The sequence below is a fragment of the Mycobacterium sp. E3247 genome, assembly GCF_001667785.1.
Lineage (GTDB): Bacteria > Actinomycetota > Actinomycetes > Mycobacteriales > Mycobacteriaceae > Mycobacterium.
In genome coordinates, this window is record NZ_LZJG01000550.1 from 42,183 (window position 1) to 55,863 (window position 13,681).

Genomic DNA, 13,681 nt, shown 5'->3' on the forward strand with positions numbered 1-13,681 from the left:
CGTCGTCAGGGATTGTTCGGCGCCACCGCCGAGGGTGCGGACGTCTGGCCGTGATGCCGGTGCTTGCTCCACGACTGACTCGGTGACGGCGTCGCTGACGGACTCGGGGAGCTCTCGGAGGGCGTGGCCGCCGCCGTGGGGACCGGGGTGGTCGGCGTCGACCAGGCCGACGGGGTGTTCGCCGGGGGCGGGAGCGTCGCGTTCGGGTTGCGCGTGGCCACCCGGAGATTCAGCAGGTTCAGCTGGTTGGTCAGCTCCTGTTTGCTGGCCGGGTCGTCGATCGACTGGACCAGGCTGCTCACCTCGGTCAGCTGATTCCGGGCCTGGTCCCATTGGCCTTGGTCGATCGATTCCTGCACCTTGGCGAGGTCGGCCCTGGCCGACAGCAAGGCCTGATGCTTCTCGTTGACCCGCGGCTGGTCGAAGAACATCGCGTGCAGCCCGTACAGCGTGGTCCCGGGGCGGGCCTCGACCACCATCGCGCCGAAGCCGCTCAGCACCAACAGCGCCGCCGCCACGGATCCGATGGTCGCCAGGGCGCGGCGACCGCGCCGGCGCTCGGCCAACCCGGTGCGCAGGGCGCCGACCGCCTCTTCGGCCGACACCAGCGCGCTGGCCGGCGGCCACCGCAGGTTGTCGCGCCAGTCCTCCAGCAGGGTGGCCATCGCGTCCATGTCGGGGTCACCGACGTGCACGGGCCGCCGCTCGGCGAGCGCGTCGAGAAGCAGGTCGGTGCGGGCGAATTCGTCCAGGGATTCAGGCACAGTCACCTGCCGCGATCATCTCGGACTTCAACCGGGACAGCGCGCGGTGCTGGGCCACCCGGACCGCTCCGGTGGTGCTGCCGACGGCGGAGGCGGTCTCCTCGGCGGACAGGCCGACGACGACGCGCAGGATCAGGATCTCCCGCTGCTTGGCGGGCAGGATTTCCAGCAGTTCACTCATCCGACTGACCGAATCGGCCTCGATGGCCCGCTGTTCCGGGCCCGCGTCGGATGACCAGCGCTCGGGGATCACCTCGGTCGGGTAGGACAGATCGCGGCCGGCGGCGCGATGGGCGTCCGCGACCTTGTGCGCCGCAATGCCGTACAGGAAAGCGAGGAAGGGACGTCCCCGATCCCGGTAACGCGGCAGCGCCGTGATAGTCGCCAAGCACACCTCCTGTGCCACGTCATCCGCTGACAGGCCACCCCGCTCGACTGTCCCGACCCGCGCGCGGCAATATCGCACGACAATCGGACGGATGGTCTCCAGCACCTCCCGCAGTGCGTTGCTGTCCCCCGCCACGGCCTTGGCCACCACGGCGTCGAGACGATCCCCTTGAATTGTCATCGACGGCGGTATCTCCAACGTTACGAGCGGGGCACATCGCGGGCTAACCGGGCTAACTAACTAAATGACAATAACGGCCGGGAGCCCATTTCAAGCGGAACGCCACGTCGCACCGGCGCGCCGCACTTGGCCTGCGCAGACATCGCGAATTTCGTGTAGCTGCTGTGTCGAATACGTGACGCTGCCGAGATCAATCAGCAAGCACGCCAACGCCCACCGCAGCGGGACCAGCCCAAGCAGCCCCGCGGCGTCCAGGGCCGCATCCGCCACCGCGCGGGCGCCCTCGACGGCCCCGGCGCTGCACAAGGCGGCAGCCAGCACCACCTCGCTCTTGACCGCATGCCGCGCCGACGGGATGGCCATGGCGCCCGCGAGCCGCACCGCTTCGGTGGCCTCGCGGACCGCGCGGGTTCCGTCGCCGCGGGCCATCGCCAGTTCGGCGGCCACCCACGCGCGGCGCACCGGCTGCCGGTCGGGCACCGGTCCGGCGCCGAGCTCCGTGTCCGCGCGGGCCAGCAGTACCGCCGCGGCCGCGAACCGGCCGACGCCCAACGCGTCGGCCGCCAACCCGATCAGGGCGTCGGCCCGCGCGTCGGCCGCCGCGTCGGCGCTGCCGGCCAACGCCAGGGCGCGACCGTCCCAGCCGCGCGCCACGGTGTGCCAGCCGAGCTGGCGCAGAAACGATCCCTGTGTGCTGTGGGCCAGGGAGATCAGCCGTCCGGCGGGGGCGCTGCGCCGCAGCACCGCCAGATCGCGGTAGGCGCTCCCGTAGCGGCCCTGCCCGCCCGCGGCCACGGCGCGCAACCACAAGTCCTCCGGCGTGACCGCGGACGGCAGCGGCCACGTTCCGGGCTGGTCACCGAAGGCGGCGGCGGCCAGCGTCCGGCCAATCACAAAAGTGTGACGAGTTTCAATCACGGCGATGGGAGTAAACAGTTTGTGCTGTTCGCGTTACCGAACTGTTAATCACGATAGGCCCTGTACTAATCGCGGTTGGCCCTCCCTCGGCCTGTGAGCTGGGAAATCTCGTTCCGGTCAAGTGCCTGGTAGCACGGTGCGTGTTTCGCCATTGGGTGGCAGATGAACGCGACGTTAATTCTTTTATAACCATTACATATTTTGCCGGGCTAAGTGGCTATTGACGCAAATTCGCCGTCCGCCCTAACGTCTACGCATGACGGGTAGTCATCGGTGACGCCGCTTCATTTCAGTTGCACAATCGCTTCGCGATCCTGACCTTACTGGGCGTGCCGTGCAGAGAGGGAAACACCAATGCCACAGCCGGAGCAGCTACCTGGACCCAACGCCGACATCTGGAACTGGCAACTGCAGGGCTTGTGCCGTGGCGTTGACTCGTCGATGTTCTTCCACCCGGACGGTGAGCGCGGCCGCGCCCGCATGCAGCGTGAGCAGCGCGCCAAGGAGATGTGCCGGCGGTGCCCGGTGATCGAGGCCTGCCGTTCTCACGCGCTCGAAGTCGGTGAGCCCTATGGGGTTTGGGGTGGCTTGTCCGAATCCGAGCGCGACATGCTACTGAAGGGCGACATCGGCCGCACGCGCGGCATCCGCCGCTCGGCCTAGCGGTTTCATCAACCCGCCCGCCGGGGCGGCACTCCTTCTGCACGGCGCGGTTGAACGATTCGCCGTCGCGGTCCGTGTATTAGTCGTGGGCTGGGCCACGACCGGCTGAGTCCAATTGTCGGGCGTTCCGTCGGTCGGGGACCCCGCGTCGGTTCGCTCACGCGCACAGGAGGGTGCCGTGAAGCAACGATTACAAGCAGCAGTAACCGCGCTGGGGCAACAGAAATGGCTCGACCGGCCGAGCTATCGGCTCGAGCATGGCCTCACATTCCTATTCGCGGCCACCGGCCGATATCGAGACCGGGTGAGCAATGCGCTGCACGGCACCTGGCTCGGCCATCCACTGCACCCAGCGCTCACGTCGGTGCCGACGGGAGCGGTCACGACGACCGTAGCCATGGATGCGGCCTGCGCGCTGCCGGGGCGCGCCGCTCAACTGCGTGACGCGTCCATGTTCGCGTTGGGCGTCGGACTCGTCGGAAGCCTCGGCGCGGCCGCGACCGGCCTGACCGACTGGCAACACACCCACGAGCAGGCGCGACGGGTCGGCCTTGTGCACGGCTTGCTGAACGGGGTCGCGACGAGCCTGTACGCGCTGTCGTGGTGGGATCGCCGGCACGGGCGCCACGCGCGCGGGATGGCGACCAGCGCGCTGGGTTACGGCCTCACCCTGAGCGGCGGCTACCTGGGCGGCGTCCTGGTGTTCGGGTCGGGCACCGGGGTCGACCGCTCCGGTGATCGGCTGCGTCGGGAGCACTGGACGCCGGTGCTGCCGGCCACGGCCCTCGACGGCCAGCCGCAGCGGGTCGAGGTGGACGGCGTCGGCGTGGTTCTGTACCGCACCGACGACCGGGTGCTGGCCGTCGGCGCGCGCTGCCCTCACCTGGGTGCGCCGATGGACGACGGCTGGATCGATCGCGACCGGATCGTCTGCCCGTGGCATGGCTCCCGCTTCCACTGCGAATCGGGAGAAGTGCTGCGCGGACCCGCGACGGCGGCGCTGCCGCATTACCCGATACGCATCCGCGAAGGATTCGTCGAGGTGCGCGGAGTGACGAAATGAACGCTTACGAAGTGCTTTTCGAACACCACAAAGTCTTGCGCGGGTTCTGCAAGGAGATCACCGCGCTCCCCCCGGATAGCGGCGAACGCCAGGATGCCCTCGACGAATTGTTGATCGAACTCGACATCCACATGCGGATCGAGGACGACCTGTTCTATCCGGCGGTGTCGGAGGCAAGCGCACTGGTCGCGATCGCCCACGCCGAGCACCGCCAGGTCTGGGATCAGCTGGCAGTGCTCCTTCGGACGCCGCCGACCGCGCCGCAATACGAGGACGAATGGCACTCGTTCGTCACCGTTCTGGACGCCCACGCCAGCGAAGAGGAGCGCGACTTGTGCCCGGCCCCAATAGATTTGAGCGCTGACATGCTCGAAACACTCGGTGAGCGGATGCTCGAGCGCATGGACCGACTACGTCGTTCCACCATCAACACGCTCCGCGTCCGCGGCCGAACGGCCATGCTGAGTTTGCTGTAATCGTTTCGACCGCGACTAATCGGGGTACGACGGGCCCATGAAGAACAAGGGCGTATCCTTCACGACCGCGGTGCTTGCCGTGACCATTGCACCGTTGGCCGCATGCGCAAATCAGCAGGGTGGCCAGGCCACCAGTTCGACGTCCTCGAGCGCGCCGCCCGGCACGGAGCGGATGACCACGCAGTTGAAGAGCGCCGACGGAAACCAGGTCGGCACCGCCACCATCGATTTCGCGAACGGCTACGCGACGGTCACCGTGGAGACCGGAGCCAATCAGGTTCTTAGCCCGGGCTTTCACGGGCTGCAAATCCATTCGGTGGGCAAATGCGACGGTGACTTCGAGTCCGCGGGAAGCGTCTACCAGGCGCCGGACCACACGGGTTTTCCGGCCAGCGGCGACCTGACCGCATTGCAGGTGCGCAACGACGGCTCGGCCAAGCTCGTCACCACCACCAACCTGTTGACCGCCTCGGACCTGCGCAACAGCTCGGGGACCGCGCTCGTCGTGCACCAGACCGCGGACAACCTGAGCACGAGCTCCACCGGTGAATCCGGCAAGCGGGTGGCCTGCGGCGTATTGGCAGCGGCGTCCGCGACGACGACGTCGTCCACGTCGACAACGACCAGCATCACGACGATCACGACGACGACCGAAGTGCCGCCGCCGTCCACGAGCACGAGCACCGTCACCGTGACCAGCAGCCCCGGCTACACGTCGACACTGCCAACCACGACCGCGACGACGCCGCCGAGCCTTCCGCCCGGCACCCGCTGACGGCAGGCGGCGCGGATCACGCTAACGGCAGACATGCGCTGCACCGCGCCCCTAGGGTGCTGACATGCAGACGGTGCTGTTCACGCTCGGGCTGGTCCTCTTCCTGATCGGCCTGCTCACCGGATTCGCCGTCGCGGCGCTGAAGAATCCGCGCATGGCGCTGTCGAGCCACCTCGAGGCCGTCCTCAACGGCATGTTCCTCGTGCTGATCGGCCTGCTCTGGCCCCACCTCCACCTGAGTTACGCCTGGGGCGTTACGGCCGTCGTGTTGATCGTGTACGCCGCCTACGCGAACTGGCTCGCGACCCTGCTCGCGGCGGCGTGGGGCGCCGGCCGCAGGCTCGCGCCGATCGCGGCGGCCGACCACGAGGCCGCGGCGGCGAAGGAGCGGGTCGTCAGCTTCCTGTTGCTGTCACTGGCCGTGGCGATCATAGCGGGCGTGGTCATCGTCATCGTCGGGATCTGACGGCCCGGGATTTTGGCGCCGGCCGACGAACGCTCGTGCTTAGGTCGGGTGGTGGAAAACCTCGTTCAGTTGTTTCGCGACACGGTCGCGGCCCGGATCGCGGTGGCCGCCCTGCTCGGAGTCGCCGCGGCGCTCGCGGTGGGCAACGCGTTGGGGTGGCGATTCGCGCTGGCCGGCTGGATCGTCACCGCGGGTGTCTACGTGGTGTGGACGCGGCTGCTGCTGGGCGGTATGGACGCCGATCAGACCTGCAGATACGTGACGAGGGAGGACCCCACTCGGTGGGTGGCCGACGCGGTCATCGTGTCCGCGAGCGTCGCGAGCCTGGGCGGGGTCGGTTACGTGGTGGCCGCTGCATCGCATTCGGGCCCCGAGAAGGTAGCGGCCGCCGTCGTCGGCGTCTTGACCGTTGCGGCGTCCTGGTTCGCCGTACACACCTTGTTCACCGTGCACTACGCGCGCCTCTATTACTCCGACGGGCCCGGGGGAATCAACTTCCACGACCCGGAGCCACCCCGCTTTCGCGACTTTGCCTATGTCGCCTTCACCGTCGGCATGACCTTTCAGGTGTCGGACACCGAGATCGGACTGACATCGATCAGGGCGACGGTGTTGCGCCACGCGTTGCTGTCCTACCTCTTCGGCGCGGTCGTCTTGGCGGTCACCGTCAACTTGATCGCGGGGCTGGGCGCCAAGGCTTGATCATGCCGAGAAGGATGACGCGTAACCGGCACCTCACCGCGCGTCGACGACCGGCTTCAGCGCCTCGCCCACCGCAGTGACGACACCGGGTGTGTAGCGGTGCGTCGGCAGGTTGACGATCACGCCGTCGATGCCCACGTCAATGATCCGGCGCTTGATCTCGTCGGCGATCCGGTCGATGGTGCCGGTGACCGCCCGCCCACCGCGGGCCTCCCCGATGTCGCTGGGCGCGCCGTACCCGTCGACGACGACGGTCAGCAACGCGCTGGTCTCCAACGTGGACGGATCACGGTCGATTTCGGCGCAGCGCTGCCGCAGCACCTCCAGCTTGGCGGGCAGCTGGTCGATGTCGGCGATGATGTTGAGGTGGTCGGCGTAGCGGGCGGCCAGCCGGAACGTCTTCTTCTCCCCGCTGCCACCGAGCATGACCGGGATGTGGTCGCGGTAACGGGGCTCGTTGATCGCGCTTTCCGTGCGATACCACTTGCCGGTGAAGGTGGGGCGCTCGCCGTGCAGCATCGGCACGATGATGTCGAGCGCCTCCTGCAGCTTCTCGAATCGCTCGGTGAACGTGCCGAACTCGAAGCCCAGCTGCTGGTGCTCCAACTCGAACCAGCCCGCCCCGATGCCGAGGATCGCCCGGCCTGCGCTCACGACGTCGAGGGTGGTGATCGCCTTCGCGAGCAGGGTCGGGTTGCGGTAGGTGTTGCCGGTCACCAATGTCGACAGCTGCACCCGCTCCACCGAGGCGGCCAGGGCACCGAGCGCGGTGTAGGCCTCCAGCATGGGCTCGTCGGGCTCGCCGAGGCCCGGTAGCTGGTAGAAGTGGTCCATCAACAGGACGGTGTCGAAGCCGGCGCTTTCGGCCTCGCGGGCCTGGGCTTGGACGGCGGGAAACAGTTCGGCGACTGGTGTGCCGTAGGAGAAGTTGGGAATTTGTAGTCCGAGGCGAATGGTCACGCACGACTGCAACACGGCCGCGCGTCGTTTCCATTCCGACCGTCGGGGCTAAATCAGTTACCTGTGCGCGAATTCGGCGAGCTCGGCACTGACCGGCGCGGGATTCGCTAGGGGCACATGAAGCTGATCGGCGGGCAATGCCGGATGGTGATCGCTTCGATCGGCGGGTTGTCGCCGTCCCAGATCGAGGTCGGCCGGCCCTGCATGGTGACGTTGCCCATCCCGTATTGGGTCGGATACCAGGTGTGGCAGACACTCCAATCCCAGTCGATGTACTGGTTCACCACGTAGGGCATCTGCTTCGGGTCGCCCGGGCACCAGCGGTGCGGTTCCATCGTGTCCGCGTGAGCGACGCCCACACCCCACCCGGTTAGCGCGGTACTCCCCGCCAGCACTGCGGAGGCGGTGAGTCGCTTCGTCACGTGGGCAAGCGGCATGATGGCTGTCCTCTCTGGTGTCTTGGTGGAAACCAGTGCACAAGCCCCGCCTGGCTACCGATCCCAACAAACCGAATCCGGGGAATCAACAGCCTTGAGTACGCTCGGGCCCGATCCGGCCGTCTGCATCCGGCAGGTGGTACGAGTGCACGCTTATGACTTGGCGCCAAAACAGCCTGCGACTGCGGCCCATCGTCTCGCTACGGGCCTGGAATCCTTGCCGATGCGTCTGAGCTAGATGAACGCGGGCATCGATTCCCAGCCTCGGACAGCCGACGCTGATGATAAGTGTGCGTTCTGGGTGTCGATGTCCCATTCGGGGAAGCGCTTGAGGATTTCCTCGAGCGCGATTCGTGCCTCCAGCCTGGCGAGTGCCGCTCCTAGGCAGAAGTAGTACAGCGGCGACTCCTCGCGCAGCCGCCGGAACATTGGGTAGGGATCGGCGAGAAGTTCCACATCGTAGGGGTCGTACCGAATGTCGTTGACCTCAGTTACGGTCATGGTCCGTCCTCCTGGTGCAGTGGAACCGGCCGCGATTCCTCGATGTATCACAGCAGACCCAGCGCCGACTGACAAGACAAATCAGAGTAAAATGTCGCGTCATTGTTGACTGTTGCGGATTCGCGCGGTGTGGTGAAGAGGAACTCCTGCGCGGCAGGCGCGCACTCGCTCTTGAGATTTCGTATGAACTGGCATGTTCGAAGCGACAAGATATCGTTGACCTCGGCCCCAGTTCGCAATACCTTTAACTTCAGGTTGTCACGTCATGCCGAACTGGAGCACGATGATGGGCCTTGCCCTTGCGTAGCCATGGATGGTCGGGCCACACGCCGGCCTCCGATGAGGAAGCCGTCAACAGGATTCTGGACGCGGTTGACTCCTTGGTTGCCGAAGGCGGATCGGCCATCCGCGTCAGCGACCTGGCCCGCGTTCTGGGAGTGAGCCGCCAGACCATCTACCGTTACTTTCCTGGGGCTGAAGCGCTTCTGGTCGGCAGTCAGATGCGTTCGGCTGACGGCTTTCTCGATCGTTTAGCCGATCACCTGCGTGGGTGGACAAATCCGGCGGCTGCCGTCGTCGAGGGCGTAGCATTCGCGGCCGAGGAGTTCGCCGACGACCCGCTGATGGCGCGGTTCCTAGAGACACGGTTACCGGGTGGCACGTCAGCCTCGTTCACCGCCGGTGCGGCATTTGCTCTCGGACGAGAAATGTTCCGGCGATATGACGTCGACTGGGCCGCCCATGGCTTCGACGACGCTGCGATGGACGACCTCATCGAACTCGCTGTACGCACACTTCAGTCGGTTCTGCTCGATCCTCCCGAGCGGCCACTCAACCCAGTGGCACTCCGCAGTCTCGTGGGCAGATGGCTTGGACCGGCCGTCCTCTACCACCAGCTGACCCGCGACATCGATGCACTAACCGCTCTCACGCATGCCAGGCAACTGACTTCCAGCGCTCGCGGATCAGCCAAATTGGCGTGACCAGAGCGCATTCAGCCACCCGGAGCTACCAACCCCAACCCGCAACGCTGTCACCTGTACCCACTGATGAACGGCTCTCGTTTGAGGCCGCGGCCTAGCCATAGGCAAAGCGAAGGCCCCCGTTCCGAAGCGGATACGGGGGCCTCGCTGTTCCTACTGACTAGTGGTGGTGATGTCCGTGACCGTGGCCGTGGTCGTCGTGCTCGTCGGCCGGCTTGTCAACGACCGCGGTCTCGGTGGTCAGCACCATGCGCGCCACCGACGCGGCGTTGAGCACCGCGGACCGGGTCACCTTGACGGGGTCAATCACGCCGTCGGCGATCAAGTCGCCGTAGGTGAGCTTGTCGGCGTTGAGCCCGTGCCCGGCCGGCAACTCGCTGACCTTGCTCACCGCGACCGCACCGTCCAGGCCGGCGTTGGTGGCGATCCAGTACAGCGGTGCCGCGAGCGCCTCGGCGAACACCGCGACGCCCGCCGCCTGGTCGCCGGTCAGCGACTCGCGCAGCTCCTTCAGCGCGTTGCGCGCGCCGATGAGCGCCGACCCGCCACCCGCGACGATGCCCTCCTCGACGGCGGCCTTGGCGGCCGCGACGGCATCCTCGACGCTCTCCTTGCGTTCCTTGAGCGCCGTCTCCGTGGCCGCACCCACTTTGATCACGGCCACGCCGCCGGCCAGCTTGGCCAGCCGCTCCTGCAGTTTCTCGCGGTCCCAGTCGGAATCGCTCTTCTCGATCTCGGCGCGCAGCTGCTTGATCCGGTCGGCGACCGCATCCTTGGAGCCGCCCCCGTCGACGATGATGGTGTCGTCCTTGCTCACCACCACGCGGCGGGCCGAGCCCAGCACGTCGGTGCCGACCTCGCGCAGCAGCAGGCCGGCGTCGGGGTTGACCACCTGGCCTCCGGTGACCACGGCCAGGTCCTCGAGGAACGCCTTGCGGCGGTCGCCGAAGAACGGCGCCTTCACGGCAACCGCCTTGAGCGTCTTGCGAATCGAGTTGACCACCAGCGTCGCCAGCGCCTCGCCCTCGATGTCCTCGGCGATGATCAGCAACGGCTTACCCGACTCGGCCACCTTCTCCAGCATGGGCAGCAGGTCGGGCAACGAGCTGATCTTCTCCTGGTGCAACAGGATCAGCGGGTCGTCCAGCACGGCTTCCTGCGAGTCGAAGTCGGTGACGAAATACGCCGACAGGAAACCCTTGTCGAAACCGACGCCCTCGGTGAACTCGAGCTCGGTGCTCAGCGTCGAAGACTCTTCCACGCTGACCACGCCGTCGGCGCCGACCTTGGTCATCGCCTCACCGACCAGCTCGCCGAGGTGCTGGTCGCGCGACGAGACGGTCGCCACCTGAGCGATGCCGTCCTTGCCGGACACCGGGGTGGCCGCCGCCAGCAGCGCCTCGGACGCGGCGTCGGCCGCCTTGGAGATGCCCACGCCGAGCTCGATCGGGTTGGCGCCCGCCGCAACCAGCCGCAGGCCGGCCTTGACCAGCGCCTGCGCCAGCACGGTCGCGGTCGTGGTGCCGTCACCCGCCACGTCGTTGGTCTTGGTCGCCACCGACTTCACCAGCTGGGCACCCAAGTTCTCGAATGGGTCTTCCAGGTCGATCTCACGCGCGACGGTCACGCCGTCGTTGGTGACGGCCGGGCCGCCGAATGCCTTGGCCAGCACCACATGCCGGCCGCGTGGCCCCAGTGTCACCCGGACCGCGTCGGCGAGCGCGTTGACGCCGGCCTCGATGGCGCGGCGCGCGGTCTCGTCGTACTCAATGATCTTGCTCATCAGGCTCCTTTAAGAAGGGCGATAACGCGTGCCGCCCCGGAAATCACCCGCGAACATGCGCGGGGATCGCCGGGGCGGGCCACGGTGCTTACTTCGATACGACGGCCAGCACGTCGCGCGCCGACAGGATCAGGTACTCCTCGCCGTTGTACTTGATCTCGGTGCCGCCGTACTTGCTGTAGATGACGGTGTCACCTTCCGAGACGTCGAGCGGGATCCGCTTCTCGCCGTCCTCGTCCCAGCGGCCGGGACCGACGGCGACGACGGTGCCTTCCTGCGGCTTCTCCTTGGCGGTGTCAGGAATGACCAGACCGGACGCGGTCGTGGTCTCGGCCTCGTTGGCCTGCACGAGAATCTTGTCCTCGAGTGGCTTGATGTTCACCTTCGCCACGATTGGAGCCCTCCACTAGTTAGATCGGGTCCGGGGCGGTTGCCCCGGAATTATCAAGGGATTCGGCAGTCGTCCGAGCCCGAGCGCCGTCGTCGCGGGTGCCGGCACAGGGTTTGGCCGATTGCCACCTAGCACTCTATACACGAGAGTGCTAGCACTCAAGGGCACCCCGCTGCGTAGCGGGTATTCGCTAAGGGCGATCAGCTCACCTGGGCTTTTACCACCGGCAGGCCCGGGTCGCTGGCCGCATCCAGCGGCGAGGGCGGCGCCCCGGCGGCCACCAGGTGCGCGGCGAAGGAGGCGATCATCGCCCCGTTGTCGGTGCAGAGCCGCGGCCTCGGAATCCGCAGCGTCAGGCCGGCCGCCGCGCAGCGCTGCTCGGCCAACTCCCGCAGCCGTGAATTTGCGGCCACTCCCCCGGCGATCAGCAGCGTCGAGACGCCGAGCCGGGTCGCCGCCCGCACCGCCTTCATGGTCAGCACGTCGGCGACAGCCTCCTGGAAACCCGCGGCGACATCGGCGTTCACCGCGTCGGGGTGACTCTCCAGATAGCGCGCGACGGCCGTTTTGAGCCCGGAGAAGCTGAAAGCGTACGGGTCGTCGGCGGGGCCGGTCATGCCGCGCGGGAAGGCGGGGATCTCTGCAGCCTCCCGGCCGCAGCTGCGGGCCAGCTCGTCGAGCACCCTGCCGCCGGGGTAGCCCAGGCCCAGCAGCCGGGCCACCTTGTCATAGGCCTCGCCCGCGGCGTCGTCGACCGTGCTGCCCAGCTCGACGATCGGTTCGCCGAGGGAACGCACGTGCAGGAGGTGCGTGTGGCCGCCGGACACCAGTAGCGCCACGCACTCGGGCAGCGGCCCGTGTTCGTAGACGTCGGCGGCCAGGTGGCCGCCCAGGTGGTTCACGGCGTAGAACGGCACCCCCCACGCGGCCGCATACGCCTTGGCCGCGGCGACTCCGACCAGCAGCGCGCCGGCCAGGCCGGGCCCGATCGTGGCGGCGACGATGTCGGGCTTGCCCAGGCCGGCCGCCGCCAGGGCGCGGCGCATGGTGGGGCCGAGGGCCTCCAGATGCGCCCGCGACGCGATCTCGGGGACCACGCCGCCGAAGCGGACGTGTTCGTCGACGCTGGACGCCACCTCGTCGGCCAGTAGCGTCACGGTGCCGTCATCGTCGAGCCGCGCGATGCCGACTCCCGTTTCGTCGCAGGAGCTTTCGATGGCCAGGATGATCATTGGGCGCCCCGGCGCATGGTGTAGGCGTCGGCGCCGCTGGCACGGTAGTAGCGCCGGCGCAGGCCGATCCGCTCGAACCCGACGCTTTGGTACAGCGCGATGGCCGCCCCGTTGTCGGTGCGGACCTCCAGGAAGACGACGCCTCCCTCGGCGAAGACCAGCAGCTCCTCGAGCAGGCGGCGGCCGATGCCCCGCCCCTGATACGCGCCGTCCACGCCGATGGTGTGCACCTCGTACTCGAACGGTGGGGTGCGGCCCAGCCGCGAGATTCCGGCATACCCGACGAGGACGCCGCCGACCCGCGCGGCCACGTAATGGTTGTGCGGGCTGGCCAGTTCCCGGTTGAAGGCCGCGGCCGGCCACGGGTCGTCGCCGTCGAACAGCTGCCTTTCCAGCTCCGCGCAGCGCGCCGCGTCGGCGGGGGTCAGCGCACCGAGCGTCACGGGCTCGCTCGTGGCCGTCATCCGCGCGCCGCCATGGGTTTGGCGTCCGGGCGGCGCAGATACAGCGCCACCAACGGCAATGGGCGTTGCGACCAGTCGGGCACGGCGGCGACGAGCCCGGCCGGGGTGGGGTAGACCGGCCCGCGGTGCGGCAGGCCGAACGGCTCGGCATGCTCCTTGGAGCCGGCCACCGCCTGCGCGCCGCCGGGATCGACGTCGACCGGAGCGTTGACCCCCGGTCCGTCCATGCGGAACCCGTCGCGGTAGCGCGCCCAGTAGACCTCGCGCCTGCGGGCGTCGGTGACCACCAGCACCTCGCCGGTGGTACGCACCCCGATGGCATCCAGGCTGCACACGCCGCGCACCGGGATGCCCAGCGCATGGCCGTAGGCGGCGGCGGTGGCCATCCCGACCCGCAGGCCGGTGAAGGGGCCGGGGCCGCAGCCCACCACGACGGCGTCCAGGTCACCCATGGTCAGCCCGGCGTCGGCGAGGGCGGCCACCACGTTCGGGGTGAGCCGTTCGGCGTGCGCCCGGGCGTCGACGGTGACCCGCT

At 67.9% G+C, this 13,681-nt stretch carries 17 protein-coding genes and 1 pseudogene; 7 read left to right on the forward strand and 11 right to left on the reverse strand.

The features are described 5' to 3' along the window. Positions 1 to 5: 5 nt before the first annotated feature. From A9X04_RS28105 to A9X04_RS28115, 3 genes are all read right to left on the reverse strand, one after another. Complete coding sequence (locus A9X04_RS28105) at positions 6 to 770, reverse strand: anti-sigma-D factor RsdA (protein ID WP_197509463.1); 765 nt, start codon at positions 768 to 770, stop codon at positions 6 to 8. Further along, positions 757 to 1,332, reverse strand: coding sequence for a sigma-70 family RNA polymerase sigma factor (locus tag A9X04_RS28110; RefSeq protein WP_066945594.1), 576 nt, complete (start codon positions 1,330 to 1,332; stop codon positions 757 to 759). The genes A9X04_RS28105 and A9X04_RS28110 overlap by 14 nt, the downstream gene beginning before the upstream one ends. 90 nt (positions 1,333 to 1,422) lie before the next feature. Continuing rightward, positions 1,423 to 2,250 (reverse strand): hypothetical protein, encoded by an 828-nt coding sequence (locus A9X04_RS28115; RefSeq protein WP_067928101.1) that lies wholly within the window; start codon positions 2,248 to 2,250, stop codon positions 1,423 to 1,425. 354 nt (positions 2,251 to 2,604) lie between these two features. Between A9X04_RS28115 and whiB3 the strand changes: the two genes are divergently transcribed. The 6 genes from whiB3 (at position 2,605) to A9X04_RS28145 (ending at position 6,395) form a co-directional block, all read left to right on the forward strand. Further along, the gene (whiB3, locus tag A9X04_RS28120; RefSeq protein WP_067928104.1) at positions 2,605 to 2,913 is read left to right on the forward strand and encodes a redox-responsive transcriptional regulator WhiB3; all 309 of its coding nucleotides are present in this window, start codon (positions 2,605 to 2,607) and stop codon (positions 2,911 to 2,913) included. Between the two features lie 211 nt (positions 2,914 to 3,124). Further along, the gene (locus A9X04_RS28125) at positions 3,125 to 3,976 is read left to right on the forward strand and encodes a Rieske 2Fe-2S domain-containing protein (RefSeq protein ID WP_067928141.1); all 852 of its coding nucleotides are present in this window, start codon (positions 3,125 to 3,127) and stop codon (positions 3,974 to 3,976) included. Continuing rightward, positions 3,973 to 4,452 (forward strand): hemerythrin domain-containing protein, encoded by a 480-nt coding sequence (locus A9X04_RS28130; RefSeq protein ID WP_067928107.1) that lies wholly within the window; start codon positions 3,973 to 3,975, stop codon positions 4,450 to 4,452. The genes A9X04_RS28125 and A9X04_RS28130 overlap by 4 nt, the downstream gene beginning before the upstream one ends. Positions 4,453 to 4,489: 37 nt before the next feature. Further along, positions 4,490 to 5,227, forward strand: coding sequence for a superoxide dismutase family protein (locus A9X04_RS28135; RefSeq protein WP_067928109.1), 738 nt, complete (start codon positions 4,490 to 4,492; stop codon positions 5,225 to 5,227). 64 nt (positions 5,228 to 5,291) lie between these two features. Beyond that, positions 5,292 to 5,693 carry a hydrogenase gene (locus tag A9X04_RS28140; protein ID WP_067928112.1) on the forward strand — a complete coding sequence of 134 codons (402 nt, stop codon included), beginning with the start codon at positions 5,292 to 5,294 and terminating at the stop codon, positions 5,691 to 5,693. 51 nt (positions 5,694 to 5,744) lie between these two features. Next, positions 5,745 to 6,395: a DUF1345 domain-containing protein gene (locus A9X04_RS28145; RefSeq protein WP_067928144.1), complete on the forward strand. Its 651-nt coding sequence runs from the start codon at positions 5,745 to 5,747 to the stop codon at positions 6,393 to 6,395. A 33-nt stretch (positions 6,396 to 6,428) separates the two neighbouring features. On the opposite strand, the gene A9X04_RS28150 is transcribed toward A9X04_RS28145, so the two are convergent. The 3 genes and pseudogenes from A9X04_RS28150 to A9X04_RS30695 form a co-directional block, all read right to left on the reverse strand. Next, complete coding sequence (locus A9X04_RS28150; protein ID WP_067928114.1) at positions 6,429 to 7,355, reverse strand: LLM class F420-dependent oxidoreductase; 927 nt, start codon at positions 7,353 to 7,355, stop codon at positions 6,429 to 6,431. 107 nt (positions 7,356 to 7,462) lie between these two features. Further along, entirely contained in the window at positions 7,463 to 7,792 is a 330-nt protein-coding gene (locus A9X04_RS28155) for a hypothetical protein (protein WP_156764569.1), read from the reverse strand. A 234-nt stretch (positions 7,793 to 8,026) separates the two neighbouring features. Then, positions 8,027 to 8,185, reverse strand: a pseudogene (locus A9X04_RS30695) (cytochrome P450); the annotation flags it as partial. Between the two features lie 407 nt (positions 8,186 to 8,592). On the opposite strand from A9X04_RS30695, the gene A9X04_RS28165 reads away from it, so the two are divergent. Next, a complete protein-coding gene (locus A9X04_RS28165) occupies positions 8,593 to 9,276 on the forward strand; it encodes a TetR/AcrR family transcriptional regulator (RefSeq protein ID WP_067928147.1) in 684 nt (227 codons plus the stop codon). A gap of 160 nt (positions 9,277 to 9,436) precedes the next feature. On the opposite strand, the gene groL is transcribed toward A9X04_RS28165, so the two are convergent. From groL to tsaB, 5 genes are all read right to left on the reverse strand, one after another. Continuing rightward, entirely contained in the window at positions 9,437 to 11,059 is a 1,623-nt protein-coding gene (gene groL, locus A9X04_RS28170) for a chaperonin GroEL (protein ID WP_067928123.1), read from the reverse strand. Between the two features lie 88 nt (positions 11,060 to 11,147). Beyond that, positions 11,148 to 11,450, reverse strand: coding sequence for a co-chaperone GroES (gene groES / locus A9X04_RS28175; RefSeq protein WP_007167930.1), 303 nt, complete (start codon positions 11,448 to 11,450; stop codon positions 11,148 to 11,150). Between the two features lie 200 nt (positions 11,451 to 11,650). After that, entirely contained in the window at positions 11,651 to 12,682 is a 1,032-nt protein-coding gene (gene tsaD, locus A9X04_RS28180; protein WP_067928125.1) for a tRNA (adenosine(37)-N6)-threonylcarbamoyltransferase complex transferase subunit TsaD, read from the reverse strand. After that, the gene (gene rimI, locus A9X04_RS28185) at positions 12,679 to 13,146 is read right to left on the reverse strand and encodes a ribosomal protein S18-alanine N-acetyltransferase (protein ID WP_067928128.1); all 468 of its coding nucleotides are present in this window, start codon (positions 13,144 to 13,146) and stop codon (positions 12,679 to 12,681) included. The genes tsaD and rimI overlap by 4 nt, the downstream gene beginning before the upstream one ends. Next, a partial coding sequence (gene tsaB / locus A9X04_RS28190) for a tRNA (adenosine(37)-N6)-threonylcarbamoyltransferase complex dimerization subunit type 1 TsaB (protein WP_067928131.1) occupies positions 13,143 to 13,681 on the reverse strand: 539 nt, incomplete at its 5' end. The genes tsaB and rimI, both read right to left, overlap by 4 nt.